Here is a 17,692-nt window from a genome sequence, read left to right as displayed (position 1 = left end):
CGGCGGGGCTTTTGACGGCCTGCGCCTTCCCTCAATCACTGCCGCTGGCGTGCAACTGCCAAAGAATGCGCCATTGACCCAACGGTAGGCGGCCTCTTTCTCTCTCATCCCCGGTTTCACGGCAAATTCGGACTTGCCTCTGCCTGTCAGTGTACAGTTAATTGGCCGGACAAGCTGAATACAGCGGCGGCGCGCGGCACCCTGTGCTGACGCCCGTTAAGAGCAACCAAGGGAGAGAGACATGAAATTCACCGCAATCCTCGCCGCAAGCACCATTCTGGCAGGCGCTGCCGCCGCTCAGGACATGGATAAATCCGACTGGCCGAGCAGCTTTACCGTGGGCACGGCCAGCCAAGGCGGCACCTACTTCGCCTATGGCTCGGGCTGGGCGAACCTTGTGGCCAAGGAACTGGGCCTGACCGGCGGCGGCGAAGTCACCGGCGGCCCGATGCAGAACATGGCGCTGGTCCACACCGGCGAGGCGGCCTTCGGCATGACCACAATGGGCCCGGCGGCGGAATCGCTGGCTGGCACCAACCCCATCGCACCCGGTCTGGAAATGACCCAAGCCTGCGCGATGTTCCCGATGTATCAGACACCTTTCTCCGTGACCGCGCTGTCGTCCTCGGGCATCTCCTCGGTCGCCGACATTCCGGCGGGTGCCAAGATCGGCTTTGGCCCGGCGGGCTCTACCTCGGACACCTATTTCCCGCGCATGATGGACACGCTCGGCGTCGAGTATGAGCGCCGCAACGGCGGTTGGACCGATCTGGGCGGCCAGTTGCAGGACGGACTGCTGGACGTAATCGCCTTTGCCGCCGGTGTGCCGGTGCCCGCGGTCAGCCAGCTTGAGGTGCAGACGGATGTGAACATCATCGAGTTCACCGAGGAAGAGCAGGCCAAACTGCTCGAAGAGTTCCCGGTTTCCGAGTTCACCATCGACGCCAGCACCTACACCACGCTGGAAGAGGGCGCGCGTTCGGTCTCCATGTGGAACTTCGCGATTGCCAACTGCGATCTGCCGGAATCCTTCGTCAAAGCGGCTGTGGATGTCGTCATGTCCGACAATGAGCGGATGAAGGGCATTCACAAGGCGGCGGCTTCGACCCTGCCTGAGAACTGGGAGAAGAACACCGTTCTGAAATGGCATCCCGGTGCGGCAGCTTGGTTCAAAGAGAACGCGGATGCCGATATTTCCGACGATATGATCTACGGCAACTAAGCGAACGCCTAGACAAACTTGCATGCCGTCCCTAATCGGGGCGGCATCTTGCCATCATCCCGCCTGATTGTCGGGACAGATCCCGCGCAGATATCGGGAAAGGAAGCCTCCATGACAGACCAGCATAGCGCCGCCGACCCGCAGGGCCCGATTGTCGCCGAAGGGGTCGATGACGAACCGGTAGAAAGCAATCGCCGCATATTCACCGGGCGCACCTATCTGGTCGTTGCGGCCATGTCGGCGATCTATGCCTTCTTTCACATGGCGGCACTCAACGGCATGTCGATCGGAGAGCTGACCGGCATCCGCATCCCGCTTCTGCCGACCTTTCCGATGGAGACGTGGAACTTCCGCATCGTGCACATCGCGGGCGCGCTGATCCTTGGCTTTACCCTCTATTCCGCGCGGGGCTTTGTCGACGAAGGCACCGGGCAAGGCCGCCACCCGCTGGATTTCGTAGCATGGGCTGCGATGATCCCGGCGCTTTATTCGATTTGGACCGCTTGGAGCATCGCCAGCCAGATCGCTGGCGGCACCCAGTGGAACGGCATGAGCCCCGAGTTCAAGACCCTCGAAATCTATCATTATGGCCTGCCGCTGGTGGCGGCGACGGCCATCGGCATCGTCGTGGGGTGGCTGCGCGGACGCGAGCGGGGGCAGGTTTCGCCTGCGGACCTGTTGCTGTCCATCTGCGGGGTGGCCGTGGCGATTTACCTGATCACTATGTACGGCACCTTGATGCGCAACTCGACGGGCACGCCCTTTGCGCCCATCGGCATCTCTATCGCCGCGGTCGCGGGCACCGCGCTGATCATGGAGCTGACGCGCCGCGTGGCGGGGCTTGCGCTCATCGTGATCTCGGGTGTCTTTCTGGTCTATGTCTTCGTAGGGGACATGCTGCCGGGCTTCCTGAACGCGCCCAACATCCAGTGGACCCGGTTCTTTAGCCAGGTCTACACCGATGCGGGCATTCTGGGGCCGACCACGGCGGTGTCATCGACCTATATCATCCTCTTCATCATCTTCGCGGCCTTCCTTCAGGCGTCGAAGGTGGGGGACTATTTCGTCAACTTCGCCTTTGCTGCGGCGGGCCGCTCGCGCGGGGGGCCAGCCAAGGTCGCGATCTTTGCCTCGGGTCTTATGGGGATGATCAACGGCACCTCGGCGGGCAATGTGGTGGCGACAGGCTCGCTGACCATTCCGCTGATGAAAAAGGTGGGCTACCCGGCCCGGACCGCAGGCGCGGTCGAAGCCGCCGCCTCGACCGGGGGGCAGATCATGCCGCCGATCATGGGGGCGGGCGCCTTCATCATGGCCGAGATCACGGGCATCCCCTACACCGATATCGCCGTGGCGGCGATCATCCCGGCGGTGCTCTACTTCGTGTCGATCTACTTCATGGTGGATTTCGAAGCGGCCAAGCTGGGCATGCGCGGAATGCGTTCCGAGGAACTGCCCAAGCTCAAGGATATGCTGCGCCGGGTGTTTCTGTTCATTCCGATCATCATCCTGATCTATGCGCTGTTCATGGGCTATTCGATCATCCGCGCGGGCACGCTGGCGACGGCGGCAGCGGCAGCGGTGTCGTGGTTCACGCCCTTCCGCATGGGGCCGCGCAGCATCGTCAAAGCCTTTGACCTGGCCGGGATCATGTCGATCCAGATCATCGCGGTCTGCGCCTGTGCAGGCATCATCGTGGGTGTCATCAGCCTGACCGGTGTCGGCGCGCGTTTCTCTTCCGTGCTGCTGGGTCTGGCAGAGGCGAGCCAATTTCTCGCCCTGTTCTTTGCCATGTGTATCGCCATTCTGCTCGGCATGGGCATGCCCACCACGGCGGCCTATGCGGTGGCGGCTTCGGTCGTGGCGCCGGGGCTGGTGCAACTGGGCATTCCGCTGCTGACGGCGCATTTCTTTGTCTTCTACTTCGCCGTCGTCTCGGCCATCACGCCCCCCGTGGCGCTGGCCAGTTACGCGGCGGCGGGGATTTCGGGCGCCAACCCGATGGAGACTTCGGTGGCGTCGTTCAAGATCGGCATCTCGGCCTTCATCGTGCCCTTCATGTTCTTCTACAACGGCGCGATCTTGATGGACGGCACGTGGTTCGAGGTGATCCGTGCCGGTGTCACGGCGATCTTCGGGGTCTATCTGCTGTCTTCGGGCATGCAGGGCTGGTTCGCGGGCAGCGGGGCGGCTTGGTTCATCCGGCTGGGTCTGATCCTCGCGGCGCTTTGCATGATCGCGGGCGGTCTGATGACCGACCTCATCGGCATCGCAGTGGCGGCGGTGACCTTTGCGGTGCAGTGGAAGTTCCGCCCCGCACCCGACGCCCAAATCGCGGTACACGGCAGCGATTGACCCGTGATTGATCCATGTCCCGGCCCTTTGGGGCCGGGGCCGCCCGTTTGAGGCAACGCTCCCTGTTGCATCTGGGCCAAGCCGCGCCTAGGGTCCGCGCGATCCTTCCGGGCGGTTAATATGTTCACTATATTTTTGGCCATCGCGCCGGTCTTCGCGCTGATCCTCATGGGCTATGGCCTGCGCCGGGGCGGTATCCCTTCGACCAAGTTCTGGAACCTGAATGACCGGCTGGTCTATTGGGTGCTGATGCCCGCGCTGTTCTTTGCCAAGATCTCGGCGGCGGACCTCAGCGGCGGCTTGGGCGACTATGCGCTGCTGCTCTACGCTGGGTTCTTTGCAGCGATCTTTTGCGGCTGGCTGTTCGGTCGGGCCTATGCCGCGCCGCAGGGCAGTTCGCTGATGCAGGGCAGCGCGCGGTTCAACACATTTATCGGCCTCGCGATTGCCGAAGCCGTCTTTGGCACGGCGGGGCTACAGATTGCCGTTCTCGGTTCGGCCCTGCTGGTGCCCGTGGTGAATGTGACGGTGGTGACCCTGATGACCCGGCAATTGGGCGGCGGCGGCAAATCTATCCTCAAAGGCTTGGTCAAGAACCCGCTGATCCTCGGCATTCTGGCAGGGGTGCTTTTCAACTTCGCGGGGCTGCACCATGTGCCTGTCTTGCATGAAAGCGCGCGCATCTTGGGGGATGCGGCGCTGCCGATCATGCTGCTTTGCGTCGGCGCCAACCTGCGGCTGCGCGGGTTGTCGGGCTCGGTTTCGGTCATCGGCCTGTCGATCATCGGCAAGCATCTGGTGAACCCGCTGGCGGTGCTGCTGGCCGCGATGGTGCTGAACCCTGCGCCGCTGACGCTGCAAATCGCGCTGATCTTCGCGGCCCTGCCAACCGGGGTGGCCAGCTATACGCTGGCGCGGGAGATGCGCGGCGATGCGCCCTTGATGGCCGCGATCATCACCACGCAGACGTTGCTCAGCTTTTTCACCCTGCCGCTCACGCTCTATCTCGGCAGTCTGATCTCCGCGCCCTAGAGCGCGCTCCATGCGCGAAACGCGATTGTGATCTGCGCGGGCTGCATGGTCGCTGATTTACAGGTTGACATATTTGGTTCAAATGTCCAATTGCGCCTTGACCCATGTTGAGGAGCCCGCATGACCGAACTTGAAAAGACCGTGCTCGACGCTGCGCTGCATGTCTTTTCCCGCTATGGGGTCAAGCGCACCAGCATGGGTGATCTGTGCGAAGAGGCGGGTGTCTCGCGCCAGACCCTCTACAATCGGTTTCGCAACAAGGATGACATTCTGCGCGGGCTGATCGGGCGCTACACCGAATTGGCGCTGGAAGAGATCGCCGAAGAGATGCCCAATGCGCCCGATCTGGCGGCGCAGCTTGATCTGATCTTTGATCGGATGGTGGTGCGCGGCTATGACACGATGCAGGCGATGCCCAATGCGCAGGATTTCATCGACGGGGCCAATGCTGTCAGCCAAGAGGCGCTGCAATGTTCCGCCGGGCGCTTTCGCGACGTGATCGCTAAGGTGCTGATGCCCTATGAGGCGTCGATCACCCGCAATGACTTGAGTGTCGAGGCGCTGGCCGATTTCATCCAACGTTCCGCCAAGGCCGCTGGCATGCATGCGCTGGACCGTGACCATTTTCTCGCGCAGCTGCGCACCCTCAAACAACTTAGTCTGACCGCCGCCCTTGGGCCCGTGCCGGATGCTATTCATAAGGAAGACTGACCATGGCCAAGTGGCTTGTTGAGACGACGCGCGGGACCGGCGCGGGGCGGGTGTTGGGATTTGCGCTGGCCTTGGTCGGCGGTATCGCCGCGCCGATGGTGGCGGCCGCCGAAAAGCCGGTGGTAAAGCTGCAAACGGTCAAGGTCAGCGATGCCGAGATGGAGCGCGTGTTCTTCGGCAAGGTGGTTGCACGTGAAACCGTGGACCTCGCCTTTCAGGTTGGCGGCCAGATCGAGGAATTCCCCGTCGAAGAGGGGGCCACGGTCAGCAAGGGCACGCTCGTTGCGCGGATGGATCTGGAGCTGTTTCAACTGGCGTTAGAGCAGGCGCAGGCCAATGACGCACAGGTGCGCCGGACGATGGAGCGCTATCAAAAGCTTGCCGGGTCTTCGGTGGCCGAGGTCAACCTGCAAGATGCGGAAACCGCCGTGACGGTCAACGATATCGCCGTGCGCAACGCCGAGCGCGACCTTGAGAACGCGACCCTCCATGCGCCCTTCGATGCGATTGTCGCCTCGCGGCTGGTGCCCAATTACTCGACCGTCAGCGCAGGAACGCCGGTAGTGCGCCTGCATGACATGTCCGAGTTGCGGGTCGAGATCGACGTGCCCGAAACCCTGTTCCTACGCGCAGGGCGCGACCCCAGCGTGCGGTTCATGGCCAAGTTCCCGGCCAACGCCAACACCTACCCGATGCAAATCCGCGAATACAACGCCGAGACGGCGGATGTCGGCCAGACCTATAGCATCACCCTTGGGGCGGAATTGCCCGAAGATTTCGTACCGCTGCCCGGCGCCTCGGTCGAGGTGCGCGCCACGCTGAACATCGGCGGGTCGAGCATCATCGTGCCCGACACCGCCATCGTGGTCGGTAATGACCGCGGCACCTATGTCATGGTTTTTGACCCTACAGGGGCGCGCGAAGGCACCGTGACCCGCACCGCGGTCGAGATCACCCCCACCGCGCGCGGCGATGTCAAAGTCGAAGCCGGGCTTTCCGATGGGCAAGAGATCGTGGTGAGCGGCGCAAGCCAGCTTGAAGATGGTGCCGCCGTGCGCCGCTTCGTCGGTTTCGGAGACTGAGCGCATGGATATCGCACGTCTGTCGATCAACCGCCCGATCTATACTTGGATCATCATGCTGACCTGTCTTTTGGGCGGCATCTGGGGCTTTGCCACCCTTGGCCGTCTCGAAGACCCGGCCTTTACCATCAAAACGGCGGTGGTGGTGACCCAATACCCCGGTGCCTCTGCCGAAGAGGTGGCGCTAGAGGTCACCGAACCACTGGAATCGCAAATCCAGAAGATGTCCGAGATCAAGGACATTCAATCCATGAACCAGCCCGGTTTGTCGTGGATCACGGTCAATATGCAGGACACCTTTGACGGGTCCGAACTGCCGGAAATCTGGACCAAACTGCGCAACCGCGTGAACGAGGCCGCCATGCCCAGCGGGGCGACGCAGCCCTATGTGAACGACGGTTTCGGCGACGTTTACGGGCTTTACTACGCCGTGACGGCTGAGGGCTATTCCGACGCCGAGGTCAACGAACTCTCCAGCTATCTGCGGCGCGAATTGCTGCTGGTTGATGGTGTGTCGGATGTGGCGCTTTCGGGCCTGCCCAATGAGGTCATCTATGTCGAACCGCAACTTGCGCTGAGCACCACGCTCGGCATTCCGCCCTCGGCCATTGTCGGCGCGGTATCGAGCGCGAATGAAATCGTCGACGGCGGCGCCATTCAAGACGCGGACGGGCGCACCCTGATCCAGCGGCCCGAAGGCTCTGACAGCGTGTCCGAGATCGCCGCGCTGTCGGTGGGGGTTGGTGGTCAGGTGATCAACCTTGCCGATGTGACCAACATTAACCGCACCCGGGAGGCAAACCCCGATCTGGTGATCCGCCACAACGGGCAGGAGGCCTTTACCCTCGGGGTGGCCGGGATCGCGACCGAGAATATCGTCGATATCGGCAAACGGGTGGACGACAAGCTTGCGCAGCTGCGCGAAACGCTGCCCTTGGGCATCTCGATTGAATCCATCTACCGCCAGCACGCGGTGGTCGAAGAGGCGTCGAACGCCTTTTTGCTGAACCTCGCCATGTCGGTCGCCATCGTTGTGGCCGTGCTGGCCGTCTTCATGGGCTGGCGCGCGGCGGTGGTCGTGGGTTCCACCCTGTTGCTGACGGTGGTGGGCACGCTCTTTTTCATGGCGCTTGGCGCGATTGAGATGGAGCGTATCTCACTCGGGGCGTTGATCATCGCGATGGGGATGCTGGTCGACAACGCCATCGTTGTGGCCGAGGGGATGCAGATCTCCATGCAGCAGGGCAAAAGCTCACGCGAAGCGGCGACCGAGGCGGCGAGCAAGACACAGATCCCGCTTTTGGGGGCGACCGTCATCGGCATCATGGCCTTTGCCGGGATCGGGCTGAGCCCTGATGCCACGGGCGAATTCCTCTTCTCGCTCTTTGCCGTGATCGCGATTTCGCTGCTGCTCTCTTGGGTGCTGGCCATCACCGCCACGCCGCTTTTGGGGCACTACTTTTTCAAACGCGGCGTTGAAGGCGGGGCTGGCGGCTATGATGGCGCGATCTTCAAGGGCTATGCCGCCGTGCTGCGTGCCTCGCTCAAGCTGCGCTGGCTGGTGGTTGTTGGCCTCATCGCGGGCACGGTTGTCTGCTATGCCCTCTTTGGTCAGATCAAGCAGCAGTTCTTCCCCGACAGCAACACGCCGCTTTACTTCGTGCACTACAAACTGCCGCAGGGGTCGTCGATCCATCAGACCTCCAACGATCTGGCCGTGCTCGAGGACTGGCTGGTGGCGCGGGACAATGTCGAAGACGTGACCTCCTACGCGGGGCAGGGGGCTGCGCGTTTCATGCTGACCTATCAGGCCGAAGACCCCAACCCCAGCTATGGGCATCTGATCGTCCGGGTGTCTTCGCTTGAGGTGATCCAAGACGAGATGAACGCGCTTGAGGCTTTCGCCGCCGATGCGGTTCCGCAAGGGGAGTTCCGGGCCAAGCGTTTGGCCTTTGGCCCCGGCGGCGGTGCCCCGATCGAGGTGCGCTTCTCGGGCCGCGATCCCAATGTGCTGCGCGATCTCGCGGATGAGGCGATGGACCGGATGCAGGCGGCGTCGGACAATATCATCACCCCGCGTCAGGACTGGCGCGAGCGTGAATTGGTGCTGCGTCCGATCTATGCCGAAGAACGTGCGCAGGACGCAGGCATCTCGCGGACCGAGATCACGGAGACCCTCAAGTTCGCCACCGAAGGCACCAGCGGCGGCACCTTCCGCGAGCGGGATCGTCAGATCCCCATCGTGATCCGCGCCCCGCAGGATGCCGATTTGGCGCTGACGGATCATGTGATCTATGCCCAGAACACCAATGCGCTGGTCCCGATGGAGCAGGTGATCGACGGTTTCCGGTTCGAGCCGCAGGACACGCTGCTCTATCGCCGCGACCGGGCCGATGTGATCACCGTAGGCGCGGATATCCCGCGCGGCGTCACGGCGGCGCAGGTGCAGGCCGAGGTGCAGGAAACCATTGAGGCGATGGAAATCCCCGAAGGCTATGCCATGGAATGGGGGGGCGAGTTGGAAAGCGCGGGCGAGGCGCAGGCCGCCTTGGGCAAGCAATTGCCCTTCAGCATCATCATCATGGTGCTGATCTCGGTCCTGCTGTTCAACGCGCTGAAGCAGCCGATCATCATCTGGCTCTTGGTGCCGATGGCGGTGAACGGGGTCAGTCTAGCGCTGTTGGGGGCGGGTCTGCCCTTCACCTTCACCGCGCTTCTGGGGCTCTTGTCGCTCTCGGGGATGTTGATCAAGAACGGCATCGTGCTGGTCGAAGAGATCGACCTCACCCGTGCCGCCGATCCGACGCTGGACCTGAAGGAGGCAATCGTGACAGCCTCGACCTCGCGTTTGCGCCCGGTCTTCTTGGCCGCCGCGACGACCATTCTGGGGATGCTGCCGCTGTTGTCGGATGCCTTCTTCCAGTCGATGGCGGCGACGATCATGGGCGGGCTGGCCTTTGCCTCGGTCCTGACGCTGATCGCGGCACCGGTGCTCTACTTCCTCTTCTTCAAGCGCAGCGCCGCGCGTGAGGCGGAGGCTGCTCGGGCTGCCTGACCGGCGCGTGGCGGCGAGGCAAAGGGCGCGTTCGGTCACTCCGGGCGCGCCCTTTGTCGTACTCGGGGCGGTAAAAATTCCGCGCCGCCGTGCGATCCCGCCTTGGTTTCGCGAAATTGCCAGCTATCTTACCGTTTTCAAACGGCATGTCGCCGTGTCAGGCCATTGTTTCAAGGAGTTCTCGCCCATGGGTCCCCGCATTCTTTCCACTGCCGCCGCCGCTGGCCTTGCCGCCACTTTGGCCTCTGCCGCCTCGGCTGAGATCACCGTATCGTCGAAGATCGACACCGAAGGCGGCCTGTTGGGCAACGTCATCGCACTGGCGCTCGAAGACGCGGGCCTGCCGGTTGAGCGGCGTCTGCAACTCGGCGGCACGCAGGTCGTGCGCGAAGCGATCCTGTCGGACCAGATCGACATTTACCCCGAATACACCGGCAACGCGGCCTTCTTCTTTAACGAAGCGGAAAGCGATGTCTGGAAAGACGCCGCCAAGGCCCATGCCCGCGCCAAGGAATTGGACGGCAGTGAGAATAACGTCACATGGCTCGACTCCGCACCGGCCAACAACACCTGGGCCATCGCCGTGACCGGCCCGGTGGCCGAGGAGAATGACCTCACCACCATGTCCGATTTCGGCGCATGGGTGGCCGAGGGCGGTGAGGTGAAACTCGCCGCCTCGACCGAATTCGTGTCCTCTCCGGCTGTCTTGCCCGCGATGCAGGAGACCTATGGCTTCGAGCTGAGCCAAGACCAGACCGTGATCCTGTCGGGCGGCGACACGGCTGCGACCATTCAGGCGGCTGCGCGGGGCACATCGGGCGTAAATGCGGCGATGGTTTACGGCACCGATGGCGGCGTGGGTGCCACGGGTCTGGTGGTGATGGAAGACGACAAGGGCGTGCAGCCGGTCTATGAACCCGCCCCCATCGTCCGCGCCGAGGTGTTGGAGGAATACCCCCAAATCGCCGAGGTGCTGAACCCGATCTTCGCCGGGCTCGACATGGCGACCCTGCAGAAGCTTAACGGTCGCATTCAGGTCGGCGGGGAGCCTGCTGAGGCCGTGGCACGCTCCTATCTGACCGAGACCGGGGTGCTGGACTGATCTCCGCCGCCCGCACAATAACTGGCCCCGGCGCAGGAGTTTCTGCGCCGGGGCTTTTGTTCGCTGTGCTGGGCGCGGCGGCACTTTTCGTGCCTTTCATGACCCTTGCCGCCAACCGGATCGTGGCGGGCGAAGGGGTGATGGCATGGGGCGTGGCCAGCCTGCTGGTGGTGCTGCTGGGGCTTGCGGCGATCGGGGCGGGGCTGCTGATGGGGCTGCCTGCGGGCCGTAATGGTCTGCGTATTGCCGGGGCGGCTTTGGGCTTGGGCGGGCTGTTGTGGCTGCTGACCCAAGGCGCCTCCGGCCTGCTGGCCGAGGCGGGTGACTACGCCCGTGTCTCGCCCTCGGTGGGCTTCTGGTGTCTGCTGGTCGTTTTCATGTTGCTCATGGCAGATGCGCTTGCCGCGATGGCACCGGGGCCGCTGATGCGCGGGGCCGTGCTGGCGGGCGTGCTTGCGGTGCTTGGCGCGATCCTGTGGTCGGGGGCGCTGTCGGAGCTTTCGGTGATGCAGGAATACGCCAGCCGGGCCGATGCCTTTGGCCGGGAGTTCCTGCGCCATCTCGGGCTGGCCTTCGGCTCTCTCGCCGCGGCGGCGGTGATCGGCTTCCCGCTTGGCGTGCTCTGTCACCGTCTTGCCGGGCTGCGCGGAGCTACCTTGCCGGTGCTGAGCTTTTTGCAAACCATTCCCTCGCTTGCCATGTTCGGGCTGATGATCCCGATCCTCGGCTGGGTGGGGGCCAATCTGCCGGGCGCGCGTGCGCTTGGCATCGCTGGCATCGGCTTTGCGCCCGCCTTTCTGGCGCTGGTGCTCTATTCACTGCTGCCTGTGGTCGGCAATACCGTGGCGGGGCTGGCCTCTGCCCCGCCTGCGGCGCTTGAGGCCGCGCGGGGCATGGGGATGACGCCGCTGCAACGGCTGCTGCGGGTGGAACTGCCGCTTGGCCTGCCGATCATCCTCACCGGACTGCGCATCGTCTTGGTGCAGAACATCGGGCTCGCGGTCATCGCCGGGCTGATCGGCGGTGGGGGCTTCGGGACATTCGTCTTTCAGGGGCTGAACCAAACCGCGACCGACCTGATCCTGCTGGGTGCCCTGCCGACCGTGGTGCTGGCCCTGACGGCGGCCATCGTGATGGACATATTGGTCGAACTGACCCGCAAGACCCCAAAGGACAGCACATGATCGAGATCGACCGCATTACCAAGACCTATGGCGATATCCAGGCGGTGGATTCCGTGTCGATGACGGTGGAGACGGGCACGATCACGGTGATCGTCGGCACCTCAGGCTCGGGCAAGACCACGCTTTTGCGGATGATCAACCGGTTGGAGGAACCGACCTCGGGCGAGGTGCGGATCAATGGCGACTCCACGCTGTCGGTCAAGCCGCATATCCTGCGGCGGCGCATCGGCTATGCCATTCAGGGCCACGGGCTGTTCCCGCATCACAAGGTGGGGCGCAACATCGGCGCGGTGCCGCAACTGCTGGGCTGGCCGCGCGAAAAGATCGCGGCGCGGGTGGATGAGCTGCTTGCGCTTTTCTCGATGGACCCCGCGCAATTCCGCGACCGTTATCCGGCGGAACTGTCAGGCGGGCAGCAGCAGCGGGTCGGCGTGGCGCGGGCTTTGGCGTCGCGGCCCGATCTGTTGCTGATGGACGAACCCTTTGGCGCGTTGGACCCGATCATTCGCACCCGCGCGCAGGAAGACCTGCGGCACATCCAGCAGCGGCTGGGGTCGACGATCATGTTGGTAACACACGACATGGAAGAGGCGATCCGGCTGGGCGACCGGGTGGCGGTCATGGACGGGGGGCATCTGGTGCAGCACGGCACGCCGGCCGAGATCATCGCCGCGCCCGCAACGGATTTCGTAGCGGATATGGTCGGCGATGTGGAGCGGCCCCTGCGGCTTCTTTCATTGATCCCCGTCGCGGAATTGGTGGAAGAGGGCAGCACCGAAGGCGAAGCGCTGCCCGCCGATGCCAGCCTGCGCGACGCGCTCTCGGCCTGCCTGTGGACAGGGCGCGCGGCGGTGCCGGTGGCGAAAGACGGGGTGCCGATGGGCCGGGTGACCCTTGATGCAATCCGCGCCCGGGCCGGGCAGCACGCATGAGGATCGGCTGGATCCTGCGGCCGCTTCTGGTGGCGGTGCTGCTGGCGCTGGTCATGCGGCCTGAGTGGTTCACCCCGCTGCTTGCGCCCTTGGCTCCGGAGAATGGTCCGGTGATCTACACCCGCGCCTCGCTCTTGTCGCTGTCGCTAAGCCATCTGGCGCTGGTGGCCATGGCTTCGGCTGCGGCGACGGTAGTGGCGGTGACGCTGGCGGTCCTCGTGACCCGCCCGGCGGGCGCGGCCTTTCGCCCGCTGTCGCGCACCATCACCAATATGGGCCAGACCTTCCCGCCCGTGGCGGTGCTGGCGCTGGCCGTTCCGGCCCTGGGTTTCGGGGCGGGGCCGACGCTGGTGGCGCTGTTTCTCTATGGCCTGCTGCCGATCTTCGAGAATGCGGTTACCGGGCTCACCAACTTGCCGCCCGCCACGATGGAGGCCGCGCGCGGCATCGGGCTCAGCCGTTGGCAACGGCTGTGGCGGGTGGAACTGCCGCTAGCCCTGCCGGTGACGCTGACGGGCATTCGGCTTTCGGTGGTCATCGCGCTTGGCACGGCGACCATCGGCTCGACCGTGGCGGCGCGGACCTTGGGTGAGGTGATCATCGCGGGGCTTTTGACCAATAACACCGCCTTCGTGGTGCAGGGCGGGCTGGCGGTCGGCCTGTTTGCGGTGCTGATCTATGACGCCATGGTCCAGCTTGAAACGCGGCTGGCGCGGCGCATGGGCGGCTGAGGATCAGCGCCCGTTCGCGGCGATGATCTGCTCGGCCAAATCCGCCAGATCGTCCGAGAGGTAATGCGGCTGCGGCACCTCTTGCACCTCGATCAGGTTGTTGTTGGGCCGGGTGAGGAAAGCCCCCTGACAGCCCGCCGCCTGCGCGCCGATGGTGTCCCACAGGTGGCAGGCCACCATGCAAAGGTCATCGGTTTGTAGGTCCAACGCATCGGCCACCATCTGGTAGGTCGCCGGATGGGGTTTGAATTTTTCCACCTCATCAACGCTAAAGCTGCGGTCGAAGAAATCAGCGATGCCAGTTTTCTCTAGCGGCGTGGGCGCGGGGGAAGGGGGCGAATTGGTCAGCGTGACCAGCCGAAACCCCGCCTCTTGCAGCCTGCGCAGGGCAGGGGCGACATCCGGGTGGGCGGGCATGGAACCGATGCGGGATTTCAACTCGGCCAGGTCCTCATCCGTCACCGCCATGCCTTTGTTCGCGCCGACCATCCGCAAGACGCCACCCGCCAGTGCGCCAAAGGGCGCGTAGCGGCCCGAGAGGGTCATGGTCTGGGAATAGAGGATCAGCTCGGCAAACCATTCGCGCAGCACCGAGGCGTCGCCGAAGAGGCGCGTGAAGAGCGGCTCCAACGTGGTGATGTCGAGCAGGGTCTCGTTGACGTCGAAGACGATCACGGAGGCGGGCTTTTGATCGGGCATGGGGGTCCTTCCACTCATGACGTGCGCCGTGCCCGTCACTGTGAAGAAACCCCCGGCCCTGTCAAAAGGTTTCAGACACCCAAACGGTCGCGCAGCCCGTACCACCACGATCCCACGACCGAATAGGGCACGCGGAACATCCGCCCGCCGGGGAAGGGGAACCATGGCACATTGGCGAAAACGTCAAAGCGGGTGAGGTCGCCGTCGATCGCCTCGGAAAGGATGCGCCCGAAGGTATGCGATCCGGTCACGCCGTGGCCGCTGTAGCCATGGGCGAAATAGGTGTTGTCACCGATCCGGCCCATCTGCGGCACGCGGCTGAAGGAAAGGGCGAAATTCCCGCTCCAGGCATAGTCGATCTTCACGTCTTTCAACTGGGGGAAGACCTTGTCCATATTGCGTTTGAGCTTGGCCTTGATGTCGCGCGGGTCCGCGCCGCCATAGACGGTGCCGCCGCCAAAGAGCATCCGTTTGTCACCCGACAGGCGGTAATAGTCGAGGATATAGCGAATGTCTTCGACGCAGGCATCGGTGGGCAGCAGCGCATGGGCCTGCGCCTCGCTCAGCGGTTCGGTGGCCATGACTTGGGTCGAGACGGGCATCACCCGCGGGGTCAGCGTGGGCACCACATGGCCAAGGTAGGCATTGCCGCAGAGCACCAGCGTCTTGCAGGTCATCGTGCCCTTGGCGGTTCTGACCACGGGGCGTGGGGCGTCGTGATCGACATCCGTCACGGGGGACATCTCATAGATCGTGCCGCCGTTTTTCTCAAACGCCGCCGCTTCGCCGAGGGCGAGGTTCAGGGGGTGCATATGGCCGCCCGAATGGTCGATCAGCCCGCCCTCATAGAGGTCGGAATTGACGTGGGCGCGCAGTTGGTCCTTGTCCAGCATCTCTTGATTGTCGATGCCGTAGCTTTGCCAGAGCTTTTGACGCTCCTCCAACTCGCGCATATGCGCAGGCGTGAGGCCGGTGAAGATGTTCTTGTCCTTCAGGTCGCATTGAATGTCATAGGTGCGGACCCGCTCACGGATGATCTCACCACCCTCTTGCACGAGGCCGGCGACAAAGGTCGCGGTGTCCTGCCCGTAGCGGCGCTTGATCGTTTGGAGGCTCGCGTTCAGACCGTTGACGATCTGCCCGCCATTACGCCCCGAGGCCCCCCAGCCCACGCGCGCGCCTTCGATAATGGCGACCTTATAGCCCTTTTCGGCCAGATGCAGGCCGGTCGACAGCCCGCTGTAGCCCGCGCCGACGATGCAGACATCAATCTCGTGATCGCCGTGCAATTCGGGGCGCGCGGGGGCAGGGTTGGCCGAGGCGGCGTAGTAGCTTGACGTATGGCTGCCGTCTCCGGCGTAGGGATGGCGCGACATCAGACGATCTCCAGATAGGTGTCATATTCGAAATGGGTCACTTGCCGCGCAAATTTGCGCAACTCCTGCGTCTTGCATTCGACCATCATAGTCTGCAACCGGGCAGAGAACAGGCCGGGCACATCCGGCCCCTTGCGGAAGGCGTCGATGGCCGTGGCCCAGTCGAGCGGCAGGTTGTCGAGCTTCATTGTATAGGCGTCGCCGGTGATCGGAGCGACGGGCTGCATGTCCTGCTCGATCCCCAACAGCGCGCCGCCCAAGATGCTCGTCAGCACTAGATAGGGGTTGGCGTCGGCCCCGGCGACGCGATGCTCGATACGGCGGGCCTTGGGATCGCCACCCGGGATGCGGATCGCCGCGGTGCGGTTCTCATAGCCCCAAGCGACATTGGTCGGCGCATGGGCGCCCGGCAGCAGGCGGCGGTAGGAGTTTTCATGCGGCGCGAAGGTCAGCGTGTTTTGCTGCATCGTGGCCAGCAGACCGGCGACGGCGTTGAGCATCAGGGGTGTGCCTTCCTCCCCGCCATTGTCGAAGACATTGACGCCGTTTTCATCCACCAAGGAGAAGTGAACGTGAAAGCCGCTGCCCGCCAGATCGCCATAGGGTTTGGCCATGAAGGTGGCGGCGAAGCCGTGTTTGCGGGCGATGCCGCGGACCAGACGTTTGAACAGCACAGCGTCATCGGCGGCGCGCAGCGGATCGTCTACATGGCGCATGTTGATCTCGAACTGCCCCGCCCCGTTTTCCGAGATGGCCGCATCCGCCGGGATGCCCTGCAATTCGCAGGCGTCATAGACCTCGTTCAGGAACTCATCGAAATGCTGCAATTCGTCCAGCGACAGCGCACCGTCGGAATCCAGCCGTTTGCCCGTGACCGGAGAGCAGGGGGCCTGCGGGTGATCCTCGGTTGGGTCGAAGAGGTAGAACTCCAGTTCCGTGGCGACCACGGGGGTCAAGCCGCGGGCCTTGAACCGCGCGGCCACTTCGGCCAGCGCGCGGCGCGGATCGCCGGGGAAGGGCTTGCCGTTTTCCTGACGCATCCAAAGCATCGCCAGCGCCGTGGGGCGCGTGGTCCATGTGATGGGCATCAGGGGCCGCCCGGTGAAATCGCAAAGCCCGTCGGAATCCCCGGTCTCGAACACCAGCTCACTGTTTTCGACATCCTCGCCCCAGATATCCATGCCGACGATGGACAGCGGCAGGCGCAGCCCGCCTTCGACGACTTTGGACACCTGATCGGCGGGCACCCGTTTGCCGCGCATGGTGCCGTTGAGGTCACAAACGCAGGCAAAGATCGATTCGATCTCGGGATGTTGCGCCAACCACGCTTCGGCTCTGCTTTCAGACATGGGGTTCCTTTCGATATCGAACCTGAAAATGTGATACCATTTGTTGGAATGTCATATCACTATCCGCTTGTCTGTCAATTGTCGCCGCGCGTATGGTCGGCGACGAAAGACCAAAGGCGGCCAGATGATCGACACCGACAACGATGCGCTCAACATTCCCGAAATCCCCGAAATTCCGGGCGGGACGACGCAGGAATATGTTTACGAGCGGCTGCGCAATGCGATCATGCTGGGCGCGATCACGCCCGGCACCTCGCTGACCATGCGCGGCATTGCGGAGCGGCTCGGCCTCAGCCCGACCCCTGTGCGCGAGGCGGTGCGGCGGCTGAGTTCGGAACATGCCATCCAGATCAAGGACAACCGCCGCCTGACCGTGCCGCTGATGACCCCTGAGCGGTTTGAGGAGCTGGTCGCGCTGCGCATCGCGGTTGAGACCCACGCCGCCCTGCGCGCCTTGCCCTATATCTCGGACATCGTGATCGACCGGCTGACCGAGATCGACGGCAGCATGGACCGTTTTGTGGCCGAGCGGAACGCGGATCAACTGACGCTGCTGAACCAAGCCTTCCACCGGATGCTTTACTCCGTGAACCCCGCGCAGGCGTCCTTGCCGATGATCGAAAGCATCTGGCTGCAACTCGGCCCTTTCCAGCGGCAGGTCATCACCGAGGTGGCGGAATACTATCAAATCGACCGCCACAAAGAGGTGCTGGCCGCCCTCACTGCCCGCGATGGCGCGGCGCTGAGCGCGGCGATTGCCAATGACATCGTCGACGGCGTGCTCGACACGGGCCGCAAGCTGCTGGCGGCAGAGGCGAGCAGAGAGATCGGGCTGCCGTAGGTTAAAAGCGGGGCTGTTTCG

General features: G+C 63.6%; 14 protein-coding genes. 11 read left to right on the top strand and 3 right to left on the bottom strand.

The annotated features are described in order from the left end of the window. Window positions 1–241: 241 nt before the first annotated feature. The 10 genes from J7392_RS10780 (at window position 242) to J7392_RS10735 (ending at window position 13,406) form a co-directional block, all read left to right on the top strand. The gene (locus tag J7392_RS10780) at window positions 242–1,222 is read left to right on the top strand and encodes a TAXI family TRAP transporter solute-binding subunit (RefSeq protein WP_067268061.1); all 981 of its coding nucleotides are present in this window, start codon (window positions 242–244) and stop codon (window positions 1,220–1,222) included. A gap of 111 nt (window positions 1,223–1,333) precedes the next feature. Next, window positions 1,334–3,577 (top strand): TRAP transporter permease, encoded by a 2,244-nt coding sequence (locus J7392_RS10775; protein ID WP_209217540.1) that lies wholly within the window; start codon window positions 1,334–1,336, stop codon window positions 3,575–3,577. Between the two features lie 120 nt (window positions 3,578–3,697). Beyond that, window positions 3,698–4,609 (top strand): AEC family transporter, encoded by a 912-nt coding sequence (locus tag J7392_RS10770; protein WP_209217539.1) that lies wholly within the window; start codon window positions 3,698–3,700, stop codon window positions 4,607–4,609. Between the two features lie 120 nt (window positions 4,610–4,729). Further along, on the top strand, window positions 4,730–5,320 hold the full coding sequence (locus J7392_RS10765) for a TetR/AcrR family transcriptional regulator (protein ID WP_209217538.1): 591 nt from the start codon (window positions 4,730–4,732) through the stop codon (window positions 5,318–5,320). Between the two features lie 2 nt (window positions 5,321–5,322). Next, window positions 5,323–6,402 carry an efflux RND transporter periplasmic adaptor subunit gene (locus J7392_RS10760; protein WP_209217537.1) on the top strand — a complete coding sequence of 360 codons (1,080 nt, stop codon included), beginning with the start codon at window positions 5,323–5,325 and terminating at the stop codon, window positions 6,400–6,402. A gap of 4 nt (window positions 6,403–6,406) precedes the next feature. Continuing rightward, window positions 6,407–9,457, top strand: a complete 3,051-nt coding sequence (locus J7392_RS10755; protein ID WP_209217536.1) for an efflux RND transporter permease subunit — start codon at window positions 6,407–6,409, stop codon at window positions 9,455–9,457. Between the two features lie 187 nt (window positions 9,458–9,644). Beyond that, the gene (locus J7392_RS10750) at window positions 9,645–10,559 is read left to right on the top strand and encodes an ABC transporter substrate-binding protein (RefSeq protein ID WP_209217535.1); all 915 of its coding nucleotides are present in this window, start codon (window positions 9,645–9,647) and stop codon (window positions 10,557–10,559) included. Window positions 10,560–10,657: 98 nt separating this feature from the next. Next, a complete protein-coding gene (locus tag J7392_RS10745) occupies window positions 10,658–11,743 on the top strand; it encodes an ABC transporter permease (RefSeq protein WP_247744553.1) in 1,086 nt (361 codons plus the stop codon). Continuing rightward, a complete protein-coding gene (locus tag J7392_RS10740) occupies window positions 11,740–12,675 on the top strand; it encodes an ABC transporter ATP-binding protein (protein ID WP_209217533.1) in 936 nt (311 codons plus the stop codon). Before J7392_RS10745 ends, J7392_RS10740 begins: the two co-directional genes overlap by 4 nt. Then, a complete protein-coding gene (locus tag J7392_RS10735) occupies window positions 12,672–13,406 on the top strand; it encodes an ABC transporter permease (RefSeq protein WP_209217532.1) in 735 nt (244 codons plus the stop codon). Before J7392_RS10740 ends, J7392_RS10735 begins: the two co-directional genes overlap by 4 nt. A 3-nt stretch (window positions 13,407–13,409) precedes the next feature. Here J7392_RS10735 and J7392_RS10730 read toward each other — a convergent pair whose 3' ends face one another. The 3 genes from J7392_RS10730 to J7392_RS10720 form a co-directional block, all read right to left on the bottom strand. Further along, on the bottom strand, window positions 13,410–14,105 hold the full coding sequence (locus J7392_RS10730) for a haloacid dehalogenase type II (protein WP_209217531.1): 696 nt from the start codon (window positions 14,103–14,105) through the stop codon (window positions 13,410–13,412). Between the two features lie 71 nt (window positions 14,106–14,176). Next, window positions 14,177–15,481: an FAD-binding oxidoreductase gene (locus J7392_RS10725; protein WP_209217530.1), complete on the bottom strand. Its 1,305-nt coding sequence runs from the start codon at window positions 15,479–15,481 to the stop codon at window positions 14,177–14,179. Beyond that, window positions 15,481–16,830: a glutamine synthetase family protein gene (locus J7392_RS10720; RefSeq protein ID WP_209217529.1), complete on the bottom strand. Its 1,350-nt coding sequence runs from the start codon at window positions 16,828–16,830 to the stop codon at window positions 15,481–15,483. The genes J7392_RS10725 and J7392_RS10720 overlap by 1 nt, the downstream gene beginning before the upstream one ends. Window positions 16,831–16,954: 124 nt before the next feature. On the opposite strand from J7392_RS10720, the gene J7392_RS10715 reads away from it, so the two are divergent. Continuing rightward, window positions 16,955–17,671: a GntR family transcriptional regulator gene (locus tag J7392_RS10715; protein ID WP_209217528.1), complete on the top strand. Its 717-nt coding sequence runs from the start codon at window positions 16,955–16,957 to the stop codon at window positions 17,669–17,671. Window positions 17,672–17,692 lie beyond the last annotated feature (21 nt).

It is taken from the genome of Sulfitobacter sp. R18_1 (assembly GCF_017743915.1).
In the GTDB taxonomy this organism is placed as follows: domain Bacteria; phylum Pseudomonadota; class Alphaproteobacteria; order Rhodobacterales; family Rhodobacteraceae; genus Sulfitobacter; species Sulfitobacter faviae.
This window is presented reverse-complemented; position numbering and strand designations above follow the sequence as displayed.

Bases quoted from the DNA above. Each gene is read 5' to 3' on its own strand.
- J7392_RS10780 (WP_067268061.1), top strand. From the start codon at position 242: ATGAAATTCACCGCAATCCTCGCCGCAAGCACCATTCTGGCAGGCGCT.
- J7392_RS10775 (WP_209217540.1), top strand. From the start codon at position 1,334: ATGACAGACCAGCATAGCGCCGCCGACCCGCAGGGCCCGATTGTCGCC.
- J7392_RS10770 (WP_209217539.1), top strand. From the start codon at position 3,698: ATGTTCACTATATTTTTGGCCATCGCGCCGGTCTTCGCGCTGATCCTC.
- J7392_RS10765 (WP_209217538.1), top strand. From the start codon at position 4,730: ATGACCGAACTTGAAAAGACCGTGCTCGACGCTGCGCTGCATGTCTTT.
- J7392_RS10760 (WP_209217537.1), top strand. From the start codon at position 5,323: ATGGCCAAGTGGCTTGTTGAGACGACGCGCGGGACCGGCGCGGGGCGG.
- J7392_RS10755 (WP_209217536.1), top strand. From the start codon at position 6,407: ATGGATATCGCACGTCTGTCGATCAACCGCCCGATCTATACTTGGATC.
- J7392_RS10750 (WP_209217535.1), top strand. From the start codon at position 9,645: ATGGGTCCCCGCATTCTTTCCACTGCCGCCGCCGCTGGCCTTGCCGCC.
- J7392_RS10745 (WP_247744553.1), top strand. From the start codon at position 10,658: ATGACCCTTGCCGCCAACCGGATCGTGGCGGGCGAAGGGGTGATGGCA.
- J7392_RS10740 (WP_209217533.1), top strand. From the start codon at position 11,740: ATGATCGAGATCGACCGCATTACCAAGACCTATGGCGATATCCAGGCG.
- J7392_RS10735 (WP_209217532.1), top strand. From the start codon at position 12,672: ATGAGGATCGGCTGGATCCTGCGGCCGCTTCTGGTGGCGGTGCTGCTG.
- J7392_RS10730 (WP_209217531.1), bottom strand. From the start codon at position 14,105: ATGCCCGATCAAAAGCCCGCCTCCGTGATCGTCTTCGACGTCAACGAG.
- J7392_RS10725 (WP_209217530.1), bottom strand. From the start codon at position 15,481: ATGTCGCGCCATCCCTACGCCGGAGACGGCAGCCATACGTCAAGCTAC.
- J7392_RS10720 (WP_209217529.1), bottom strand. From the start codon at position 16,830: ATGTCTGAAAGCAGAGCCGAAGCGTGGTTGGCGCAACATCCCGAGATC.
- J7392_RS10715 (WP_209217528.1), top strand. From the start codon at position 16,955: ATGATCGACACCGACAACGATGCGCTCAACATTCCCGAAATCCCCGAA.